We start from the raw sequence: 20,675 nt of genomic DNA, 5'->3' as shown, positions 1-20,675 counted from the left end.
GGGAGGGGCGGCACGTCCCGCTGCTCCCAGCGTATGCTGGGAACCATGAACAGAACGCACCCCGAACTGCGCCGGAACCCCTGGGTAGAGGGCAGCCTGGCCTCCTGGATGGCAGGCGTGACCCTGGGCGTGGTCCTGGGCGTGACCCTGCTGATCGTCACCCCCCGGCTGATGGCCGGGCCTGACGAGACGGCCAAAGCGCCCACCGCCGCCGAGCAGACCACCGAAGCAGCCGGCACCGGCGTGGCTGCCGCCCCTGCGGCCTCCGGCGCGGCAGAAACTGAAGCTACCGAGACCACTGGGACCACTGAGCCGGGCACCGAAACGCCCACCGACGTCCAGAGCAGCGGCGGCGATCTGCCTGCTGCGCAGTCCCCGGCGGTGGCCGGGTCCACCACCGGCGAGCCGGCCCAGCAGGACACGGACGCGCCGGAAGCGGTGGCCGCTGGTGGCACGGGCAATGCGGCCCCCACCCCCAACGCCGCCGAGGGCAACGCCGAGGCCGGCACCGCCCTCTACGCCAGCAGTTGCGCGGGCTGCCATGGCGCCCAGGCGGGCGGCGGCATCGGCCCCAGCCTGCTCACCGATGAAGGTCCCAGGGGCTGGACGCTGGCGCAGTTCACCACCGTCCTGCGCAAGGGCGTGCTGCCCGAGGGCCGCGAGCTGAGCGCCGTGATGCCCCGTTTCACCGACGCGCAGCTGAGCGACGCGCAGGTGGCCGATCTGCTGGCGCACATCAAGACCCTGAACTGACCCCCGCCGCTCTCAACCCGCCCGCCGCCCGGTTCGTCAGGGCGGCGAGTTTTGCTGGGCGTCTGCGTTTCCCGGAGGTCTCCCCATTCCTGTCCGCCACCCGGTCCCGTGCAGTTGGGGGCACGCCGCAGACGCCGCTCGCCCGGCAGGTGGCTATGGAGACCCGAAAGGCCTGTGCGGCGGCCAACAGCCTGTGTCGGCGCCTCTCCTCCCGGCCAAGCCTTGAAGTCCGGGGGCGCGCATACTTGGGTATGGCCTCCCCTCCAGTCTCCAGCCGTGAGCAGTTCAATGCCCACTCCGCCCGGTACGCTGCCAGTGAGGTTCACCGGCACGGCCCCAGCCTGCCGGTGCTGCTGGAGTACGCCGCGCCGACGCCCGAGGACCGCGCGTTGGACGTGGCGACGGGCACCGGCAACACCGCACACGCGCTGGCCCCGTTCGTGGCCGAGGTGGTGGGGCTTGATCTGGCCGAGGAGATGCTGGCCCACGCCCGACAGCGCTCCGGGGCCGACGGGCAGGCCAATGTCCACTTCATGGTGGGCAGCGCCGAGGCCCTGCCTTTTCCTGATGGCTCGTTCACGCTGCTCACGTCGCGGCACGCCCCGCACCACTTTCTGCATCTGGACCGCTTTCTCGCCGAGGCCTTCCGGGTGCTGACCGTGGGTGGACGGCTGGTGATCGCCGATCAGATCAGCCCCACGCCCGCCGTGCAGGTCTGGATGGACACCTACCAGACCCTGCGCGATCCCAGCCACCACGCCCAGCGCACCGTGGAGGCGTGGCGGGCGCTGGCGGAGGCGGCCGGTTTCGTCTGGACGCCGCCCACCCTGGTGCCGTACCGGCTGGACTTCGCGTGGTGGACGGCGCAGTCCGGTTGCACACCCGCAACAGTGGAGCGTCTGCGCGCCCACGCGGAGGGTCTGGACGACACCGAGCGGCACGCCGCCGGTCTGGAATACGGCCAGCATGGAGAATTGCTGGCCCACCATGAGCAGATGATGGTGGTGCGGCTGGACCGGCCCTGAGCTGCCCCTTCAGCCGGGCTACGGGGCTTCGCGGCGGGCCGCCAGCTGCCGCGTGAGCGAGGGTAGAATCTGAACCCAGGTCAGCTTCAGGCAGTTGGCTCACGTGGCCTGGGGCGACCTGATCGCGTTTCGGGATCAGGTTCAGCTGTCTGGCCCGCCGGTGTTTGGGGTTGGACAGGAACTCGGCCAGTTCATTGATTGCCTCTGCGTGGCCCACCATGTCACAGCTCCAGTTCCGCGCTAGGATCAGCAGATCGGCCGTGATGGTGGTCAGGGCGTAGATCCTGTGGCCCACCTTGTGGGGCAGCCGCGCACAGCACAGGCATGCCTGATGCTGGAGTTCGGCCACGGTGTTGATGCGCCCAGACAGGGGGTCAGTGCTCGGCAGTGGGTGGTGACGCCTCATCCGTGTCCAGCGCAAGATTGGCCTCGGTCATGGAGGCGTCGCCGCCCACCAGACCCGTGGCCTCGCCCGCACCCATGCCGTCGCCCGTGGGGGCCGGGACTCCCGGCAGCGTGCGCTGGGGCAGCGCTTCCGGCAGTGCGGGAGCGGGCCGGGTGTCGCGTCCCTCGCGCCCATTGGCAGAATCTTTGCTGGTCATGGCCCAGCATGGGCTGCGGCGGTCTGGGAAAGTTGAGAGCGCTCTGAAGGAGAGCGGTCACAGTGGTAAAAGGGAAGGGGCGCGGCCCCCACCCGCCGCGCCTGCCCTCCCTCCATCTTTATAACGGCCCTTACCGTCTTTTTAGCGCGGCTTACTTTGGCATCAATCTGTACAGCTCAATGCCCTTCGCGGTGCGGTTCTTGAACCCCTTCCACGACGTATCGTCGGCCTTTGGAGTGCCGTCGGCGTTGCGGCTCACCTTGATGTCGTTGGACCGCGGTGTCGGCACGTTCAGATACGCGGCGCTTTCGGCCTTGCCCTTGAGTTTCCAGTCCAGGAAGGCGGTCACGAAGTGCTGATTGAGGTTATTCAGGCGCGCCATGTCCCAGGCGGGTTCGGCGTAGTGCATGTAGTCGTCGAAGCTGCCCAGCGACGCGGCAGGCGGCGGGTTGGGCGCAGAGTTGTGCTGGGCGTTCTGATACACCAGCATGTAGCGCTCGGCATTCACGGCGTTCTCGAACAGCGGTTTGACGCCGCCCTCGTAATGCGACACGTCGTCGCGGTCTCCCACCACGAACATCGTCGGCACCTTCAGCCCGGCGAGACCCGCCTCGTCCCAGAAACCGTACTTGCCGCCGGTATTGACGCCAATGCCCTTCACGGCGGCGTCGCCTCCCCAGGGAGCGAAGGCCACCAGCGCCTTGATGCGCGGATCCACCTTGTACTTCCCGGTCTGTCGGGCCGCGAGCGCGCCGCCCGGCACCAGCGGCAGCATTTCCGGGCCGTAGCCCGCGCCCGCCGCGTTCAGCGCCCCGTAGCCGCCCATGCTGTAGCCCACCAGCGCGGTCTTGTCCGCGTTGATCAGGCCACTCAGCGGAGAACCACTGCCAGCAGCGCCCAGGCGGGCCAGCTCAGCCAGCACGAATTCGTCGTCCAGCGCCCGGTTCAGCAGCGTGCTGGCAAAGGCGGCCTTGTCGCCGTGGGTACTGTCGGTGTGGTCAATCGCGGCCACCACGTAGCCCTTGCTGGCCAGATTCTCGGTCAGGTAGGTCATCAGGTAACGGCTGCCCGGATAGCCGTGGGACACGATCACCAGCGGGTACGGAGCCGAGCTAGCCACGGGCGGGGCGTCACGCGTGGCGCGGCCCGGCGTGGTGAACGGTGTGTTGGGCCGGTTGGCATTGCCAGGACCGCTGCCCAGCACGTCGGTGTACGTCGTGTTGCCTGAGCCGCTGTCGCCCTGCGCCGGGTACCAGACCTCCACCGTCAGCGGGCGGTCATAGCGGGGAATGTCACCCTCCTTGGGGGCTTTCACAATGTCCAGCTGGCCAGGGTTGGTCAGCGTCAGAGTGCGCACGCCCACCGCATAGGAGCCGCGTGCGCTGAGCTCCGGCGCGTCGGGGCGGGCGTCGCCGGGCACCGACTGGGAGGGGGCCGATGGGGCCAGTTGGGCCTGAGCGGCAGGAACGAGCAGGGCCAGGGTGAGGTACAGGGCAGTTCTCTTCATGGCGGAAACCTCCAGGAGCAGGCAACGGCACTCGCCGCGGGAAAGCGGCAGGGTTGGATTGTCGATGCGCGTTCCAGGGTAGCGCCTGAGCGAGCCTGACATGCCGGGGTCAGCCGGGCCACCTGCCCTCCTTGCCTCACAGATCCAGTTCCCACCGCAGCGTGGCAGACCGTGTGGCTTTCAGCCATGAGGCGGCGGCATTCAGAAGCAGATATTCCAACGCTCCGGCGCACACCACAGAGGCGAGGTCAGGATTGCCCAGCCGCACCTGATGGAGTGGACCTGCCATAAAAAGAGACCGGAGGGCCGCGCCCGGCGGCCTCCAGTCTGCAGGTTCAGGTGGGTTCAGTTCTTCAAGCTTGAGTCTTCAGGCTTGGGCGATCTTGGCAATCAGCGGGTGGTTCCCCCGCTTGCCAGGGACTCGTCGGGGAGGAAACTAAAGATTTCCAGATTGTCCACGGCACTGCCCGCGCCCTGAAGCTGCGCGAGTTCGGCGGCGCTGGCACGGGGTTGCGCTTCGTCGTGGCCGTGGCCCAGGGCGTCGGCCATCACGGAGGCAGGCACGGCGGAGAACATCCGGGCAGCCTGCGTGGGGCTGGCGTCCAGCAGCACGTCGGACAGCACCTCGTCGGGCACCGCCTGGGAGATGCGGGCGCGGGCGGCGGCCACCGCAGCCGGGTCCAGCTCAGGCCGCTCGGCGGTTTCCTCGTCCAGATGGGCGGTGCCGGGCGGACGCAGCCTATGTCGCCCCTTGCCCCGCCACCACACTGCCGCCAGCAGCAAGAGCGCCACCACCACCACGAATATCATGGCCGCAGCCTAGACCTGCGGTTCTCACGGCACTCTGCCGGGCCGGGCCATGAATGCCGGAAACCGCACACCGTTTCCCCCAGGTGGGGCGGATGCCCCCCGGCGATCAGGCCTCGCTGTAGGTTTTCTCGATGGGCATGCCGACCGCGTTGCCCCACTCGGTCCAGCTGCCGTCGTAGTTGCGGACCCTGGGGTAGCCCAGCAGCTCGCGCAGCACAAACCAGCTGTGGCTGCTGCGTTCGGCGATGCGGCAGTACGCGATCACGTCCTTGTCGGGGGTCACGCCCTCGCCCGCGTACAGTTCGGTCAGCTCGTCGGCGCTCTTGAAGGTGCCGTCCTCGTTGGTGGCCCGCGCCCAGGGAATGCTGCGTGCGCCGGGAATGTGACCGCCGCGCAACACCCCCTCCTGCGGGTAGTTCGCCATGTGCGTGACCTTGCCCGAGAACTCGTCGGGGCTGCGGACATCCACCAGTGCCCCCTGTCCGGCCTGCACGCTTTCCAGATGCGCCCGGACCTCGTCGCGGTAGGCCCGCAGGCTCTCGTCGCGGGTCAGCGGAGGGTACTGTGTGGGGGCGTGGCTGGGCGTCTCGGTGCTGACCTCGCGGTTCTCGGCCATCCACTTCTGGCGGCCGCCGTTCATCAGCTTCAGGTTCGGCACGCCGCTGTACGACAGGAACCAGTACGCGTAGGCCGCCCACCAGTTGCTCTTGTCGCCGTACAGGATGATCTGGTCATCAGGCCCGATGCCCAGGCGACCCAGCAGCGCCGCCACCTCGTCGGGGCCGATAAAGTCGCGCTCCACCGGGTGCCAGAAGTCGGTCTGCCAGTCCACTTTGACCGCGCCGGGAATGTGGCCCGTCTCGTACAGCAGGATGTCCTCGTCAACCTCAATCAGGCGCACGCCGGGGGTGTTCAGGTTCTGGGCCACCCAGTCGGTGTTGACCAGCACGTCTTTTGCGTATCCGTTGTTTGCAGTGTCCATAGGGAACCTCCAGAGTTCGTAGAGAGAGTCTAGCCTCCGGTGACCAGTTGACCAATCATATCAACTGGACAAACCTCACCGTACCGCCGTGTAACGCGGCGGTACAGTAACGCATGACCTCTGACTCTTCTGCCAACGCCGCGCTGCCCGACAAGCTCCAGGGCATCATGGGCATGTTCAAGGGCGCTCCCAAGTCGCTGCGCCTGCAGGCCCTGCTGGAATACAGCCGCAAGCTGCCGCCGCTGCCCGAGAAGTACGTGGAACACCCGGAATTCATGCAGCCGGTGCCGGAATGCACCAGCCCCTTTTTCCTGGTGACCGAGCAGGACGGCCAGGGCGGTGTCAACCTGCACTTCAAGGTGCCGGAGGAAGCCCCCACCGTGCGTGGTTACGCGGGCATCCTGCACGAGGCCCTGAACGGGGCCACGCCCGAGACTATCCTGAACGTCCCCGACGACTTCTACATGAATATGGGCCTGTCCGAACTGATCACGCCGATGCGCCTGCGCGGTATGGGAGCAATCCTGCGGCGGCTGAAGAGCGCGGTGGGGGAGCAGGAGGCTGGCGGGGCAACCCGGAGCGGCTGAAGGCTGAACCGGGTCACCTGCGGGCGCTGGCGCTGGGTGACAGGTCCTGGGTGACCCATGCTGTGCCTGTGGCGTCAGTCCAGCTTCGCTGTCAGGGCCACGTCCCCACGCCACAGGCACAGCGCACTGACGGCGAGGATGGCCGCCAGCGGCAGCGGCACGTTGCCCAGGTCCATCCGGAAGTCGGTGCCGCCCGTGTAGCCGCCGAAGCGTCCGCGCACCTCGCCCGCGTAATGGCGCAGAGAAATGTCCAGGCCATCGGTGAAGCGTCCGTACCGGCCTGTCGCCCCGTCCGGCGTGAAGTCCAGGCGGGCGTCTTTGCCGTCCACGCCGCCCAGATGAAGGTGAAGTTCCCCAGCCAGCACCTCGGCCCGCAGGTCAAAGCCGCCCGTGAAGCGGCCCACCCGGCCGGCCAGTCCATCTGCCGTCAGGGCCACCACGATGTCGTGTCCCGCCGTGAAGCTGCCGACGCGCCCGCTCAGGCGCTGGCCGTCCCATCCGGCGTGCAGATCGAGGCCCTCGCCCAGGGTGCCCAGGCGTCCGCGCAGTGCTGTCTCCGGCATGACCGTCATGGTGGGGATCTTAGGCCAGGACGTCTCTCAAAAGCCTGACGGCGGAGGACAGTTATGCTGCCCGACATGCTCAGACTCGGTGCACAGGTGGCCTTCTCGCTGCAATGTGACCGCCTCAAAGAGGTGACGCGCACGACGCGGCTACACGGCGGGGAGCGCCCTGAAAACGCGCCGAACACTCCTGGCATCTGGCACCGATGGCCCTGACGCTGGGTGAGGACGCGCCGCCCGGCACGCAGCTCAGCCGCGTGGCGGAACTGCTGATTCTCCACGACCTGGTGGTTTACGCCGGGGACACGCATTTTGACCAGTCCCAGGAAGGCCGGGCGCAGCAGGTGCGGCGCGAGCTTGAGGCGGCGCAGCTGTTTGGTCAGTTGCCGCCGGACCAGCGTGAAACATTTGAGGCCGCGTGGCAGGAGTTCGAGGCCGGGCACAGTCCCGATGCCCACCTTGCACGGGCGCTGGACGCCCTGCAACCGATGCTGTTGACCTGGGGTCCAGGCGGGGGCGGTTCGGCAGCACACCCGGAAATGACGTTCGGGCGGTTGCTGGCGCTCAAGCGGCCGGCGCTGGAGGAATTCCCGGACTAGTTGCCACAGGTCCGGCGGACGGCGGCGCAGGTGGTGGCCACGGGCATCATGCCGGAAGAGGGCTGCGCCGGGGCCGACGATAAAGAGGCGGCCTCCAATGGAAGGAGGCCGCCTCAGAACAACGTTGCTTACAGTTCCAGCAGCATACGCGCCGGGTCTTCCAGCAGGTTCTTGATCATGACCAGGAACTGCACGGCTTCCTTGCCGTCAATGATCCGGTGGTCATACGACAGCGCCAGATACATCATGGGCGCGATGACCACCTGACCGTTCTGCGCGATGGGCCGCTCGATGATGTTGTGCATGCCCAGAATCGCGCTCTGCGGGGCGTTGATGATCGGGGTGCTCATCATGCTGCCGAAGGTGCCGCCGTTGGTGATGGAAAAGGTGCCGCCGCTCATGTCGTCCATGGTCAGCTTGCCGCTGCGGGCCTTGCCCGCGTAGGCTGCGATTTCCTTTTCAATTGTCGCCAGCCCCATGCTGTCGGTGTCGCGCAGGATCGGCACGACCAGACCGCGCTCGCTGGCCACGGCAATCCCGATGTCGTAGAAGCCGTGATACACGATGTCCTTGCCGTCGATGCTGGCGTTGACCAGCGGGAAGGCTTTCAGGGCCTCGGTGGCGGCGCGCACGAACAGGCTCATGAAGCCCAGCTTGACCCCGTGCTTGGCGACAAACTGGTCCTGATACTTCTTGCGCAGGTCCATGCTGGGCTGCATGTTGACCTCGTTGAAGGTGGTCAGCAGTGCGGCGCTGTTCTGCACTTCCTTGAGGCGCTCGGCGATGCGGGCGCGAATGCGGGTCATCGGCACGCGCTGCTCGGTGCGCGGGCCGCTGGGAATGGTGGCCGAGGGCATGGGCTGGGTGGGCTGTGCCGAGGCCGGGGCCGCCGCCTTCTGGGGGCCCTGATCGGTGCCTCCGCCCTGTGCGGCCACCACCGCGTCCTGCTTGGTGATGTTGCCGCGCGGGCCAGTGGCCGGAATCTGCGAGACGTCCAGCTTGTTCTCGGTGACCACCTTGCGGACGGCGGGGGAGAGGTCCTCACGGCGCTCTGCGGCAGGCTGGCTGCCCGTACTGTCGGGCTGAACGGCGGTGCCTCCCGCGCTCTGCTCGTCGGCGATGGGGCCGCTGGTCTCCTCTTGTGTGGCCTTCGCGGCCGGAGCCTGGGCGGCCGGGGCGCTGCCCGCGTCGCCCATCACGCCCAGCACCTCCTCGCTCAGGACGGTGTCCCCCTCATTCTTGGCAATGCTCTGCAGCACGCCGTCGGCCTGTGCCGTGACCTCCAGCACCACCTTGTCGGTCTCAATCTCGGCCAGCACGTCGCCGCGCTTGACCGCCTCGCCGGGTTGCTTGTGCCAGGTCAGCAGCGTGCCCTCGCTGACCGATTCGGAAAAAACAGGAACCTTGATGTCCGCCATAGTGTCTGTAGTTATACCGCGTCTGCGCGGGTAGCCGCCCGGCCGCTGTGACTGATGTGGGGACGGTGGAGGCTCAGGCCCCGGTCTTCCTGAGGGGGTTACTTCCTGGGGGGTTTCGCTTTTCCAGCGCTGTTGAGGGCCACTGCCTGCTGAATCAGCGTCTTGAACGCCTCTCCGTCTACTTCGTCCCCTTCGCGGAGGTCGATGGCCCGGCGTGTGTTGCCTTCCAGGCTGGCATTGAACAGTCGGGCCGGGTCGTCCAGGGATGCACCCCTGGCGAAGGTCAGTTTGACGGCCTTCTGGTAGGTTTCGCCGGTGCAGATGATGCCGCTGTGCGACCAGACCGGCACGCCCCACTTCCATTCCTCGGTCACGTCCGGGTCCGCCTCGTGAATCAGCCGCCGCATGCGGCCCAGGGTCTCCCCACGCCAGTCGCCAAGCTGGGCCACCCGCTCCGAGATGAGATCCGCGACCAACGGGCCTGCGCCTGTGTCCGGTGCGTTCATGGTTTCCCCCTGGGGGATCTGACGGGCTCAGGGACCTGCACTGGCAGGCCTCGACTGGTCCGCACCGCCCCCTGCTGCATTGTCCTGTCTACCGCGCCCAGCGTCTATGTGTTGCGTCTATCTGTTTCCCGGCCCCTGGCCGTCCTCACCCGCCATACTGGAAGCCATGTTGCGAATAGAAGCCGCCGAGATCATGATTGTTCGCCTGCCGCTGAAGTTCCGTTTCGAGACCAGTTTCGGGGTGCAGACGGCGCGCACGGTGCCGCTGCTGGTGCTGCACGGTGACGGTGTGCAGGGCGTCTCGGAAGGCACCATGGAAGTCGCCCCGATGTACCGCGAGGAAACGCTGGCCGGGGCGCTGGACCTGCTGCGCGAGGTGTTTCTGCCGCGCATTCTGGGCAAGACCTTTGCCAACCCCGAGGAGCTGAATGACGCCCTGGGCGCGTTCCGGGGCAACCGGATGGCCCGCGCGATGGTGGAGATGGCCGCCTGGGACCTGTGGGCACGCATGCTGAACGCGCCGCTGGGCACGCTGCTGGGCGGGCGCAAGACGCAGGTGGAGGTGGGGGTCAGCCTGGGCATTCAGGCGGATGAAGCTGCCACAGTGGACGCCGTGCGCCGCCACGTCGAGCAGGGCTACCGCCGCATCAAGCTCAAGATCAAGCCCGGCTGGGACGAGGCCCCGGTCCGCGCCACCCGCGAGGCGTTTCCCGACATCCGCCTGACCGTGGATGCCAACAGCGCCTATACACTGGCCGATTCGGTGCGCCTGCGGGCGCTGGACCAGTACAAGATGACCTACATCGAGCAGCCGCTGGCCTGGGACGATCTGGTGGACCACGCCACGCTTCAGGGCCGCCTGCAGACCCCGCTGTGCCTGGACGAGAGCATTGCCAGCGCGGCGGACGCCCGCAAGGCGCTGTCCATCGGCGCGGGCGGCGTGATTAACCTGAAGGTGGCCCGCGTGGGCGGCCACGCCGAGGCCCGGCGCGTGCATGACGTGGCGCAGGCGTTCGGTGCCCCGGTGTGGTGCGGCGGCATGCTGGAGGGCGGCGTGGGCCGGGCGCACAACATCCACCTGTCCACCCTACCCAACTTCACGCTGCCGGGCGACACCTCCAGCGCCAGCCGCTACTGGGAGACCGACATCATCAACGAGCCGCTGGAGGCCGTGGACGGCCTGATGCCTGTGCCGCAGGGCCCGGGCATCGGCGTGACCCTCAACCGCGACTTCATCGAGAGTGTGGCCGAGCTGACGGAGGAACGGCGCCCTTGAACGCGGCCTCCGGCCCGGTGCCCGAGGCTCCGCTGCCCCGGCGGCCCTACGTGATCCGCGACGTGACCGATCCCTGGGCCATGCGCGGACTGGAAGGCGTGCAGGTGGACGCCTGGGGGTATCCGGACCGCGAGGTGCTGCCCAGCAGCATGTTCCGGATCAGTTCGGTGTGCGGCGGCGTGGTGCTGGGGGCCTACCCGGCGCCTCTGCCGGACGCGCCGCACGACACGCTGGCGCTGCCATTCGGACTGGCCTTCGGCTTTCCGGCGCTCCGGGACGGGCAGCTGTGGCACCATTCGCACCTGCTGGCGGTTCATCCTGACTGGCGCGGCAGCGGGCTGGCCGTGGCCCTCAAGCACGCGCAGCGCGAGCGGGTGCTGGCGCAGGGCATCACGCGCATGACCTGGACCTTTGATCCCCTGATTGCCCGCAACGCCCGCCTTAACCTGGGCAAGCTGGGGGCGCGGGCCGTGTCCTACCACGCCGACTGGTACGCGCTGGGCGATGACCCCGCGACGGCCTTTCCGGCAGACCGCCTGATGATCGAGTGGGACCTGTCGCGGCCCAGCGCCTCCCACCCGCCGCCCGCCCCCGACGGTGAGGTGGTGCTGGCCGCCGTGCCGGGAGGAGAGGAACCGGACGCGCCGGTCCTGCATCTGAACAGTCCGCAGGTGCTGGCCGAGGTGCCGCGCAAGGCCGAGCTGATGAATGAGCCGCTGCGCCTGGGCTGGCGGCTGGCGCTGCGCGAGGTGATGGGCGAATACATGGAACGCGGCTACGTCGTCACGGATCTGGCCGCAGAGGGCGAGCGGGTGTTCTACGTGCTGACGCGAGGGTAAGCACTGAGGGGGGCGCTGCCCCAGACCCGTCTTGACGGCTGCTGGCCGCGCATGTGTTATGTTATTTACGTAAGGGGGTTTGAATGTTGCATATAGAATTTGTCACCGATCTGGGCGCGCACGTCACGGTGGATGTGGACAGCGCCGACAAACTGCTGGACGTGCAGCGCCAGTACGGCCGCCTGGGCTGGACCAGCGGCACCGTGCCGGGCGGCGGCTACCAGTTTCCGCTGGACAACGAGTCTGATTTCGACTGGACGCTGATCGGAGCCAGAAAATGGACCAACCCCGAGGGCGAGGACATGGTGATCCACCGGGGTCTGGCATACCGCCGCCGTGAACTGGAAGCCGTGGACAGCCGCAAGATGAAGCTGCCTGCCGCCGTCAAGTACAGCCGTGGGGCGCGCGGCACCGATCCTGAACACGTCCGGGAGAAGGCGGACGGCGAGTTCGAATACGTCACGCTGGCGATCTTCCGGGGCGGCAAGCGGCAGGACCGCTACGCCGTGCCGGGTGGCCGTGCAGGTATGGCGCCGGGGCAGGCCCAGACCCGCCCGGTGGCCGCTCGTCCCCAGCCTGCGCCGGCACCCCGGCCCGCGCCGGTGGTGGAAGAGGAAACGCCCTTTTAAGGCGTCCGGGAAGGTTCGGGTCCGGTTATGGACCTATCCAGTGCAGGGCTCCAGTTCAAGGCGGAGGCATCAGGCGGCATGTACTGATGCCTCCGCTGCGTGTGTTATGCGGCTGTGGCTGCGTTTCTGGGGGTGCCCGCCGAGATCGCCCGAGACAACGCTATCTGCAATTCAGGCAGTGCTGCACGCGGTTCGTCCGTTCTGAATGGTGGGTGGCTTCAGGGTCTGAATCCTGACTTTGTAAGTGTGGCGCAAGGAATGGGCCTGTATAACTGTGGGAGATGATGCTGCTCCCGCCGCCCCTGTCCAGCCGAGACCAGCGCCGATGACCGCGGTGCTGCTGGGCGCGCTGTTTGTGGTGGGCCTGCTGCTGCTGGTCCGCTTCCCCGAACGCGTCCTGAGCGTCCTCACGTCGGTCCTGGCGCTGGCGCTGGTGGCCGTGCTGGTGGTACTGGCGCAGCTTGGAGGGGTCGGTCAGGGGGCGTCCTGGTCTGCCGTGCTGGACCGGGCGCAGGGTGCGCTCAGCGTGCTGGCGGTGCTGCTGGGCGGCAGCCTGATCTCGCTGGTGCAGTCGGCCGCCCTGCCCGCACGGCCGCGGGAGGTCAAGCCTGCCAGGAGTAGCAAGCCCACGCGGGTGCAGCGGACGCCCGAGCCTACCCTGACCCGGCGCAGCACGCTGGCGTCGACCAAATCCGAACTGAAGTTCCAGGATTACGAGGTCATGGACCGCATCGGCATCGGCGGAATGGGCAGCGTCTACCGCGCCCGCCGCGCCCAGGACGGCCGCATCGTGGCCCTGAAGGTGCCGCAGGAAAAGTACCTGGCCGACGCCAAGTTCGTCAAACGTTTCTACCGCGAGGCCGAGGTGCTCAAGCGCTTCAACCACCCCAACATCGTGCGGGTCTACGACTACCGCATGCAGGACCCCGAACATTACATCGCCATGGAGTTTCTGGACGGCGAGAGCCTCGAAGGTCTGCTTGAGGAGCGCAGCCTGGCCTTTGCGGAGGCAGTGCAAGTGCTGCGCGCGCTGGCCGACGCCCTGCGCTACATCCACATGCAGAACGTGGTGCACCGTGACATCAAGCCTGGCAACGTCATGATTCTCAAGAACGCCTTTCACGAGGGCCAGCTGCGCGAGGGCGGCGTCAAGCTGATGGACTTCGGCATTGCGGTGGGCAAGGTGCTGACCCGCCTGACCATGACCGGCGCGCGGGTGGGCACCCCGATCTACATGGCCCCAGAGCAGGCCAAGGGCAACCGCGTGGACGCCCGCAGCGACGTGTATTCCCTGGGCCTGCTGGCCTACGAGATGGTCAGCGGCCAGACCGCCTTCCGGGGCAGCTACGAGGCTGTGGTGCACCAGCAGGTTTTCGAGGCCCCCAAGCCGCCCAAGCAGGTGCGGCTGGAAGTGCCGGGACGCCTCAATGACCTGATCCTGAACATGATCGAGAAGGACCCGGCGCAGCGGCCCACGCTGGACGAGGTGATTACCCGGCTCGACGCAGGCGTGCTCAGCGATGACGTGTTCAGCGATCCGCTGGCGCTGGCCCTGAGCGTTCAGGAAAAGCGCGGCACCGTACGCCTGCTGGACCTGCAGGGCAAGCTGCGTGCCAGCCTGTGCGATCAGGGGGGGGCGGCGCAGGGCCTGCCCGGCGTGCCCAACGCGCTGGCCGGCGATGCGGAGGGCAACCTGTACGTCACCCTGCAGGAATACCGTCAGGGCAAGTCGGGGGCCCTGATTCGCAAGCTCGACCCCCAGGGCCAGGAACTGCTGAGCTTCGGCACCTATGGTCTGGGCGAGGGCGAACTGCTGCAGCCGCTGGACATCGCCGTGACCCAGGGCCACGTCTACGTCCTGGACGGCGAGGCGCACCACATCGTGGTCTACAACAGCGCGGGGCAGTTTGTCCGGCGCTTCGGCGGGCGCGGACAGGGTCTGGGCCGCTTCGACCGGCCGCGCCGCCTCGTGGCGTCGCCCGAGGGTTCCCTGTACGTGCTGGACACCGGCAACAACGAGGTTCAGCGGTTTACCGCGCAGGGCGAGTACCTCAGCCGCTACGCCTTCCGGCTGGACCGCCACAGCGAGGGCCTGCGCACGCTGGAAGGCGTGGGCGTTGACCGGCACGGCGCGGTGTACATCGTGGACGGCGTGGCCCGCAAGCTGCGCAAGATCGAGGCCGACGGTACCCCCGGCGTCACCTTCTCGCTCGACACCCTGGTGGGCGAACCGACCGAGGCCCCGTGGCTGATCAGCGTGGGACCGGAAGGGCAGATCTACGCGGTGCGGCAGGGCGGACAGGTGCTGCGGACCATTTCCAGTGCCGGCGACCCCATTTCCAGCCGTGACATGTACGCCCCGGTTCAGGCCATGACGCTGCTGGACCGGCCCCAGACCGGTGTGGCCACGTCCCAGCGCGGCAAGCCACTGGCCGATCGGCGGGAAGCCGACAGAACTGCTCCGGCGCAGGCCAGTCCCCAGGCCGCCGTCAGCGCCTGAGTGCGTCCAGCCAGGAGTGACGCGCGTTCACGGCCTGCCGCCCCATGCCCTAGCATCTGGGAACAATGGCTGACTTACCCGTGCTGACCCTGTACACCCGAACGGGCTGCCACCTGTGCGAGCAGGCGCAGGACCACCTGGCCCGACTGGCGTTCCGGGTGGAAACGCTGGATGTGGACGCCCGTCCCGAGTGGCGGCAGCGTCACGGCGACGACGTGCCGGTGCTGACCCTGGGCGACCGGGTGCTGGCACGCGGCGTCCTGAGCCCGGCCCGCCTGAGCGCCATCAAGATTCAGCTGATCCGCGCTGCGGCAGCGCACACCACGCCGATACCGGACCTGCCGGGCGGCTGAGGGGGAGCACGCTTCAACTACAACCGGTGGGCAGCCCATCCCAGCCCATCCCCCGCAAAGGGATCAGTTCACGGCGGCCACGGACGCACCCTGCCCGTCCACCCGTTCCAGCTCGGCCTCGATGGCATGTTCCAGGCGGCGGCGCATCGCCGGGTACGCCTCGCTCAGACTGGCGCCGGAGGCCGAGACGTGGCCGCCACCGCCCAGCGCCACTGCCACGTTCTGCGCGCTGATCCCGCCGCGTGAGCGCAGCGACAGCTTGATTCGCTCGCCGAAGTCCTTGATCATCACGGCCAGTTCCGCGCCCTCGGAGTTGCGCAGCATGCCCACGTAATTCTCCACGTCTTCCCAACTCGCCCCGGCCCGCGCCAGCATGGCGGCGTCCACCCGCGCCATCACCACCCGGCCGCCACGCAGGAACTCCATGGTGTCCAGCACCTCGCGCAGCAGCAGGTAGTACGCGCGGGGTTGCTGCCCCATCTGGTCGTTGATCCAGCCCAGCCGCGCGCCGTGGGCCAGCAGCCGGCCAGCGCTGCTAAACGTCTCTGGAGTGACGCTGTCAAATCTGAAGCTGCCGGTGTCGGTGATCAGGCCCAGCATCAGGGGTGTGGCGATCTGCTCGGTCCAGGTCACGCCCAGTTCACTCAGGACGTCGGCCACGATCATCACCGCCGCCGGCTGCGCCGGATCGACCACGCCCGCCGTGGCCCGCCGCTGGTTGGTGCCATGGTGATCGAGATTGATGACCTCACCGCGAAACTGCCGCAGGTCTGCGCCTGCCACCCTGTCGGGGTCGTTGTTGTCGACATCCACCACCACGGCCAGTGCCCCTTCGGGCCACACCGTCAGCGGGGCGCTGGTCTCGCCGGGAGCGGGCAGGAAGCGCAGGTAGCGCGGCACATCCATCGGGGCAACCACCGTCTTGCCCAGGTCCCGGAGCGCCCGGGTCAGCCCCAGCAGGCTGCCCAGGGCGTCGCCGTCCGGGTTCTCGTGAGACAGGATGACCACTGGCCCCTCGTGGGCGCGCAGCAGGGCAGCAACTTGCCTGACCTCCTGCTGATATCGATGGTGATTCCTGCTAGAAACGTTCACTCTCTGACTATAACGGCTGCGGGTTAGAACAGCACATGCCCCCCCATTGTGCATAAATTGGCAGAAATAGCCGCTCACACCGTGGCGAAGTGCGTCACACAAACTTTTTCGGGCCGACTTCCAGCGTGCATAGGAAGATGCCGAACTGTATAAAATTTAACATCGTTTCAAACGAATAGTCTGGTCTTACGGTTCTCATTTTGGTTGGCGGCTCCAGATCTGAACAGCGCCGCGCCGGCTGATGTCCGGTGCGCCACAATCGGGTATGGATTCTTCTGTTGCGGCGGCCCGGCATGTTGCCTTTGACTGGGGCGGCGTCTTTACCGTCGGCACTTTCGATGGGCGTAGCACCCAGAATGTGGCTGAGCGTAGCGGCGTGCCGGTGGAGCGCGTGCGCGACAGTTATTTCCGCCACGTACGGCAACTGGAGGTGGGGGCCTGGACCCTGGAGCATTTCTGGGCCGTGATGGCAGAGGAAACCGGGGCCGCGCTGTCCTACGCCGACTTCGAGGCGCTGTACCTGGGCAGCATCGCCGATCACGCGCCGATGTACGCCACGCTGGCCGCCCTGCCCGCCGGGGTGCGCGTGGGTCTGCTGAGCAACAACTACCCGGTGGTCAGCGCCCACCTGCGCCGGGACCCGCGTTTTGCCCGCTTCGACGCCCTGGTGTTCAGCAACGAACTGGGCCACAAGAAGCCCGCGCCCGAATCTTTCGCGGCGCTGGAGGCGGCGATGGAGCTTCCGGCCGCCCAGACCGCCTTTGTGGACGACGTGCAGGAGAACATCGATGCCGCCAACGCGGCTGGCTTCCACGGCATCCTGTACCACCACGAGGCCCATGCGCGGTTCGAGCGGGAACTGGCCGCGTGGCTGGGCCTGGATGCTCTGAACGGCTGATCGCCGGGTCGCTCCTGCGGAACCCCCGCCCCCAACCCTTTCCGTTGCGGGAGGGGTTTTTCATGGCTGTGGGCCAGCTCTCGGGTAGGGGCGGCACTGAATGGTTTACCTGCCGGGGTGGTTTACCCCACGCCGACACAGGTAAACCACCCCGCTGGCGGGCTGGACTCCGGCACACTGTTCCCACAGCACCACGGGACCCCCTCCCACCCAGCCAACTATCCAGTTACCTCCCCCGGAAGGGATGAGGACCGCCTTCCATACCCCCAGGAGACCCACCATGACCCAGTCCCAGCAGACCCACAGCCCGCGCACGCCCGCCGAGATTCTGGAGAAGACCTGGCAGACCGAGGAACGCTGGAAGGGCATCAGGCGCAATTACGGCGCAGAGGACGTGGTCAAGCTGCGCGGCAGCCTGCCCATTGAGTTCACCCTGGCCCGTCACGGCGCGAACAAGCTGTGGAAACTGATGAAGGACGAGCCGTTCGTGAACGCGCTGGGCGCGCTGACCGGCAATCAGGCCATGCAGCAGGTCAAGGCGGGCCTCAAGGCCATCTACCTGAGCGGCTGGCAGGTGGCCGGGGACGCCAACAACGCCGGGCAGATGTACCCGGACCAGAGCCTGTACCCCGCCTCCTCCGTGCCAGACGTCGTGAAGCGCATCAACAACACCCTGCGCCGCGCCGATCAGATCCAGACCAGCGAGGGCCGGGATGACATCGACTACTTTGCGCCCATCGTCGCCGACGCTGAGGCGGGGTTCGGCGGTCCGCTGAACGCCTTTGAGCTGATGAAGGCCATGATTGAGGCGGGGGCGGCCGGCGTTCATTTCGAGGACCAGCTGGCCTCTGAGAAGAAGTGCGGTCACCTGGGCGGCAAGGTGCTGGTGCCCACCAGCCAGTTCATCCGTACGCTGAACGCCGCACGTCTGGCCGCCGACGTCAGCGGAGTGCCCACCGTCCTGATCGCCCGCACCGACGCTGACGCCGCCAACCTGCTGACCAGCGATATCGACGACAACGATAAACCCTTCTGCACCGGCGAGCGCACCCCCGAGGGCTTCTACTTCGTCAAACCTGGTATCGAGCAGGCCATCTCCCGCGCCCTGGCCTACGCCCCCTACGCCGACGTGATCTGGTGCGAGACCAGCGTGCCTAATCTGGATGATGCCCGCCGGTTCGCAGAGGCCATTCATGCCGAGTTCCCCGGCAAGCTGCTGGCGTACAACTGCTCGCCCAGCTTCAACTGGAAGAAGAATCTGGATGACGAGACGATTGCCAAGTTCCAGGTGGAACTGGGACGCATGGGCTACAAGTTCCAGTTCATCACGCTGGCCGGGTTCCACAGCCTGAACCACGCGATGTTCGAGCTGGCGCACGGCTACGCCCGCAACCAGATGGTCAGCTTCGTGGAATTGCAGGAAAAGGAGTTTGCGGCCCAGGAACGCGGCTTCACGGCGGTCAAGCACCAGCGCGAGGTGGGCACCGGCTACTTCGACGCCGTGTCCAACGCCGCCGCCGGGGGAGTGAGCAGCACCAATGCCCTGGCCGGCAGCACCGAGGCCCAGCAGTTCGGACAGCGCGAACTGGCAGGCGCACACGACTGAAGCTCAGAGGGTGATCACAGGGGGAAGCCAGGAGACAGGCTTCCCTTTTTGACGTGCCGCCAGGGACAGGAATTCAGGAACCCGTTCTGGTCGCTCCCGCCTGCACCCGCCGCAACCCCACCGTCAGCACGGCGGCAGTCAGCGGCCCCAGCCCGCGCACGCCTCCGCCGCCCAGCCCCAGCGCCAGCGAGATTACGGCAGCCTGCCGCGCACGCTGGACCTGGTCCGCCCGGACGGTGCGGGGGGCGCGGTCACACGGACTGCCCACGGGTTCGGGGGCCGTGAACATGGGCGTCAGGGCCACGGCCCCCAGTCCCAGCAGGGCGGCGGGAGCCGTGGCCAGGCCCGACGCGCGGTCCCGCCACAGCCGGGGCATCAGCACGCCCAGCGCGGGCCGCCAGGAGTGGGCCTCGGGCGTCAGCAGCGGGGCCGCCGAACTCAGCAGGGCAGCCGAGCGGTTCCCGGTGGCCGAGGCCAGCGCCGATTGCACCAGCAGCCCCAGGTGATCGGCCGGCGTGGCGGTCTGCCCGGTGGTTCCGGCGATCATTCGCAGGCCGCTCAGGGCGGCGGCCGCCGTCAGCGGGTTGCCCGGTCCGCCCAGGAGTGCGGCGGCGGCAGCTACGGGCAGGGCCGTGTTCGCCGTCTGCGGCCAGTCCGGGTCCAGTTCCCGCGCGATGGCCCACGCGCTGAAGGCCGCGCCGCCCACGCCCAGCGCGTCCCACCAGTTGCCGCGCACCACGCGGCCCACCAGCACCGCCGCCAGGCTGCCCGCCGCCGCAAATCTGTTGGACGGAACAGAGAAATCCAGGGGCCGGGCCAGCGCAGGCTGTGGTCTGGGAGCGGTGTTCATGCTGGCAGGGTAGGCCAGTCTGAAGGGTCGGGGTCCAGTTCTGAAGGTTGGGTCAAGTGGGGGTGGACCTGTTTCCGGCTACCCGCACGGTCAGGTCGTGTAATCCGCGTTGATGCTCACGTACTCGGCGCTCAGATCACAGCCCCAGGCCTCGCCGGACGCGCCGCCCACGCCCAGATCGAGCTCGAAAACGACCTCCTCAGCCTTCATGCTTGCGCTGACCGCCGCGTCGTCGTAGGGCAGGGGCCGGCCCGCAAACACCGGGTTGCCCTGCACCGCCACAGTCATGCCCTCGATGTTCACGGCCGCGCCGCTGCGGCCCACCGCCATGATCACGCGGCCCCAGTTGGGATCATTGCCGTGCACGGCGCTCTTCAGCAGCGGGCTGACGCAGCAGGTGCGGGCGGCGGTCAGCGCCTCGGCCTCGGTCAGCGCGCCGGTCACCTTCACGGTCAGCAGGCGGGTGGCCCCCTCGCCGTCGCGGGCGATCTGGCGGGCCAGGTCACGCATCACGGTTTCGAGCGCGGGCAGAAAGTCCTGCAGGGCCACTTCACCGGCCTGCCCGTTGGCCAGCACCACGGCCATGTCGTTGGTGCTGGTGTCGCCGTCCACCGTCACGGCATTGAAGGTGCGGGCCACCACAGCGGAGAAGGCCGCGCGCAGGCCCGCTGAATCCAGCGCCGCGTCGGTAAAGACGAAGGCGAACATGGTCGCCATGTCCGGGTGGATCATGCCGCTGCCCTTGGCGACGCCCACGATGCGCGCCCCGCCGGGCAGGTCTGCCCAGGCGGTCTTGGGCCGCAGGTCAGTGGTCATGATCGCGCCCGCGAAACTGGCCGCGTCGTCGCCCAGAGCCTCGGGCAGGTGCTCGATGCCGCTCAGCACGCGGTCCATCGGCAGCGGGTGGCCGATGATGCCGGTGCTGGCGGTCAGCACGCCGTCCATGCCGACATTCAGCACGCTGCCCAGCGCGTCGGCCAGGTCCGCGTTGTCGCGGGCGCCGCGCGTTCCGGTGGCGGCGTTGGCATTCCCGGCGTTGACCAGCAGCGCCCGCACCGGGCCGCCTGCCGCATACAGCTCGCGGTTGCGCGTCACGCAGGCGGCGGCGGTGGTGCTGCGCGTGCCTGCAAAGGCCCACACGCACCCGGTGTCGGAGGTCACGGTGCTGAGGTCAGTCCGGCCGCTGGGCTTGATACCGGCGGCCAGCGCGGCGGTCTGAAAGCCCCTGGGGAGGCGGAGGGGAGGGGAGGAGGGTGCGCTCATGGCCTGAGTTTAGAACG

At 67.9% G+C, this 20,675-nt stretch carries 21 protein-coding genes; 11 read left to right on the top strand and 10 right to left on the bottom strand.

What is annotated here, in order from left to right:
- The first annotated feature begins 45 nt into the window (after positions 1–45).
- The gene (locus IEY31_RS02420; RefSeq protein ID WP_188968605.1) at positions 46–753 is read left to right on the top strand and encodes a c-type cytochrome; all 708 of its coding nucleotides are present in this window, start codon (positions 46–48) and stop codon (positions 751–753) included.
- 251 nt (positions 754–1,004) lie between these two features.
- Positions 1,005–1,778, top strand: coding sequence for a class I SAM-dependent methyltransferase (locus tag IEY31_RS02415; RefSeq protein WP_188968603.1), 774 nt, complete (start codon positions 1,005–1,007; stop codon positions 1,776–1,778).
- Between the two features lie 374 nt (positions 1,779–2,152).
- Here the strand turns inward: IEY31_RS02415 and IEY31_RS02410 are convergent, their stop codons facing one another.
- The 4 genes from IEY31_RS02410 to IEY31_RS02395 all read right to left on the bottom strand — a co-directional run bounded on the left by IEY31_RS02410 (position 2,153) and on the right by IEY31_RS02395 (position 5,679).
- Positions 2,153–2,380, bottom strand: a complete 228-nt coding sequence (locus tag IEY31_RS02410) for a hypothetical protein (protein WP_188968601.1) — start codon at positions 2,378–2,380, stop codon at positions 2,153–2,155.
- 151 nt (positions 2,381–2,531) lie between these two features.
- Positions 2,532–3,887: an alpha/beta hydrolase family protein gene (locus tag IEY31_RS02405; RefSeq protein WP_188968599.1), complete on the bottom strand. Its 1,356-nt coding sequence runs from the start codon at positions 3,885–3,887 to the stop codon at positions 2,532–2,534.
- Between the two features lie 390 nt (positions 3,888–4,277).
- Positions 4,278–4,697, bottom strand: coding sequence for a hypothetical protein (locus IEY31_RS02400; RefSeq protein ID WP_188968597.1), 420 nt, complete (start codon positions 4,695–4,697; stop codon positions 4,278–4,280).
- Positions 4,698–4,803: 106 nt separating this feature from the next.
- Complete coding sequence (locus IEY31_RS02395; protein ID WP_188968595.1) at positions 4,804–5,679, bottom strand: sulfurtransferase; 876 nt, start codon at positions 5,677–5,679, stop codon at positions 4,804–4,806.
- Positions 5,680–5,792: 113 nt separating this feature from the next.
- Here IEY31_RS02395 and IEY31_RS02390 point away from each other — a divergent pair, with 113 nt between their 5' ends.
- The gene (locus IEY31_RS02390) at positions 5,793–6,266 is read left to right on the top strand and encodes a SufE family protein (RefSeq protein WP_188968593.1); all 474 of its coding nucleotides are present in this window, start codon (positions 5,793–5,795) and stop codon (positions 6,264–6,266) included.
- A 74-nt stretch (positions 6,267–6,340) separates the two neighbouring features.
- On the opposite strand, the gene IEY31_RS02385 is transcribed toward IEY31_RS02390, so the two are convergent.
- Positions 6,341–6,838, bottom strand: coding sequence for a hypothetical protein (locus IEY31_RS02385; RefSeq protein WP_188968591.1), 498 nt, complete (start codon positions 6,836–6,838; stop codon positions 6,341–6,343).
- A gap of 197 nt (positions 6,839–7,035) precedes the next feature.
- Here IEY31_RS02385 and IEY31_RS02380 point away from each other — a divergent pair, with 197 nt between their 5' ends.
- Positions 7,036–7,428 carry an HD domain-containing protein gene (locus IEY31_RS02380; protein ID WP_229723260.1) on the top strand — a complete coding sequence of 131 codons (393 nt, stop codon included), beginning with the start codon at positions 7,036–7,038 and terminating at the stop codon, positions 7,426–7,428.
- 128 nt (positions 7,429–7,556) lie between these two features.
- Here IEY31_RS02380 and odhB read toward each other — a convergent pair whose 3' ends face one another.
- On the bottom strand, positions 7,557–8,846 hold the full coding sequence (gene odhB / locus IEY31_RS02375) for a 2-oxoglutarate dehydrogenase complex dihydrolipoyllysine-residue succinyltransferase (RefSeq protein WP_188968590.1): 1,290 nt from the start codon (positions 8,844–8,846) through the stop codon (positions 7,557–7,559).
- Between the two features lie 98 nt (positions 8,847–8,944).
- On the bottom strand, positions 8,945–9,352 hold the full coding sequence (locus IEY31_RS02370; protein WP_188968588.1) for a DUF1801 domain-containing protein: 408 nt from the start codon (positions 9,350–9,352) through the stop codon (positions 8,945–8,947).
- Positions 9,353–9,518: 166 nt separating this feature from the next.
- Between IEY31_RS02370 and menC the strand changes: the two genes are divergently transcribed.
- The 5 genes from menC to IEY31_RS02345 all read left to right on the top strand — a co-directional run bounded on the left by menC (position 9,519) and on the right by IEY31_RS02345 (position 14,949).
- A complete protein-coding gene (gene menC, locus IEY31_RS02365; protein ID WP_188968587.1) occupies positions 9,519–10,628 on the top strand; it encodes an o-succinylbenzoate synthase in 1,110 nt (369 codons plus the stop codon).
- Positions 10,629–10,708: 80 nt separating this feature from the next.
- Positions 10,709–11,467 carry an acyl-CoA acyltransferase gene (locus IEY31_RS02360; RefSeq protein ID WP_188968842.1) on the top strand — a complete coding sequence of 253 codons (759 nt, stop codon included), beginning with the start codon at positions 10,709–10,711 and terminating at the stop codon, positions 11,465–11,467.
- 83 nt (positions 11,468–11,550) lie between these two features.
- Positions 11,551–12,096 (top strand): single-stranded DNA-binding protein, encoded by a 546-nt coding sequence (locus IEY31_RS02355; protein WP_188968585.1) that lies wholly within the window; start codon positions 11,551–11,553, stop codon positions 12,094–12,096.
- A gap of 325 nt (positions 12,097–12,421) precedes the next feature.
- A complete protein-coding gene (locus IEY31_RS02350) occupies positions 12,422–14,596 on the top strand; it encodes a protein kinase domain-containing protein (RefSeq protein WP_188968583.1) in 2,175 nt (724 codons plus the stop codon).
- A gap of 65 nt (positions 14,597–14,661) precedes the next feature.
- Positions 14,662–14,949, top strand: a complete 288-nt coding sequence (locus IEY31_RS02345; protein ID WP_188968581.1) for a glutaredoxin family protein — start codon at positions 14,662–14,664, stop codon at positions 14,947–14,949.
- 63 nt (positions 14,950–15,012) lie between these two features.
- On the opposite strand, the gene IEY31_RS02340 is transcribed toward IEY31_RS02345, so the two are convergent.
- On the bottom strand, positions 15,013–16,041 hold the full coding sequence (locus IEY31_RS02340) for a DHH family phosphoesterase (RefSeq protein WP_229723259.1): 1,029 nt from the start codon (positions 16,039–16,041) through the stop codon (positions 15,013–15,015).
- A 265-nt stretch (positions 16,042–16,306) separates the two neighbouring features.
- On the opposite strand from IEY31_RS02340, the gene IEY31_RS02335 reads away from it, so the two are divergent.
- Together IEY31_RS02335 and aceA are read left to right on the top strand one after the other, a co-directional pair.
- The gene (locus IEY31_RS02335; RefSeq protein ID WP_188968576.1) at positions 16,307–16,939 is read left to right on the top strand and encodes an HAD family hydrolase; all 633 of its coding nucleotides are present in this window, start codon (positions 16,307–16,309) and stop codon (positions 16,937–16,939) included.
- 280 nt (positions 16,940–17,219) lie between these two features.
- On the top strand, positions 17,220–18,545 hold the full coding sequence (gene aceA, locus IEY31_RS02330) for an isocitrate lyase (protein ID WP_188968574.1): 1,326 nt from the start codon (positions 17,220–17,222) through the stop codon (positions 18,543–18,545).
- 73 nt (positions 18,546–18,618) lie between these two features.
- On the opposite strand, the gene IEY31_RS02325 is transcribed toward aceA, so the two are convergent.
- Positions 18,619–19,395 (bottom strand): hypothetical protein, encoded by a 777-nt coding sequence (locus IEY31_RS02325; protein ID WP_188968572.1) that lies wholly within the window; start codon positions 19,393–19,395, stop codon positions 18,619–18,621.
- A gap of 90 nt (positions 19,396–19,485) precedes the next feature.
- Positions 19,486–20,658 (bottom strand): bifunctional glutamate N-acetyltransferase/amino-acid acetyltransferase ArgJ, encoded by a 1,173-nt coding sequence (argJ, locus tag IEY31_RS02320; RefSeq protein WP_188968570.1) that lies wholly within the window; start codon positions 20,656–20,658, stop codon positions 19,486–19,488.
- Between the last annotated feature and the right edge of the window lie 17 nt (positions 20,659–20,675).

The sequence above is a fragment of the Deinococcus aerolatus genome (genome assembly GCF_014647055.1).
GTDB lineage: Bacteria > Deinococcota > Deinococci > Deinococcales > Deinococcaceae > Deinococcus > Deinococcus aerolatus.
This window is presented reverse-complemented; position numbering and strand designations above follow the sequence as displayed.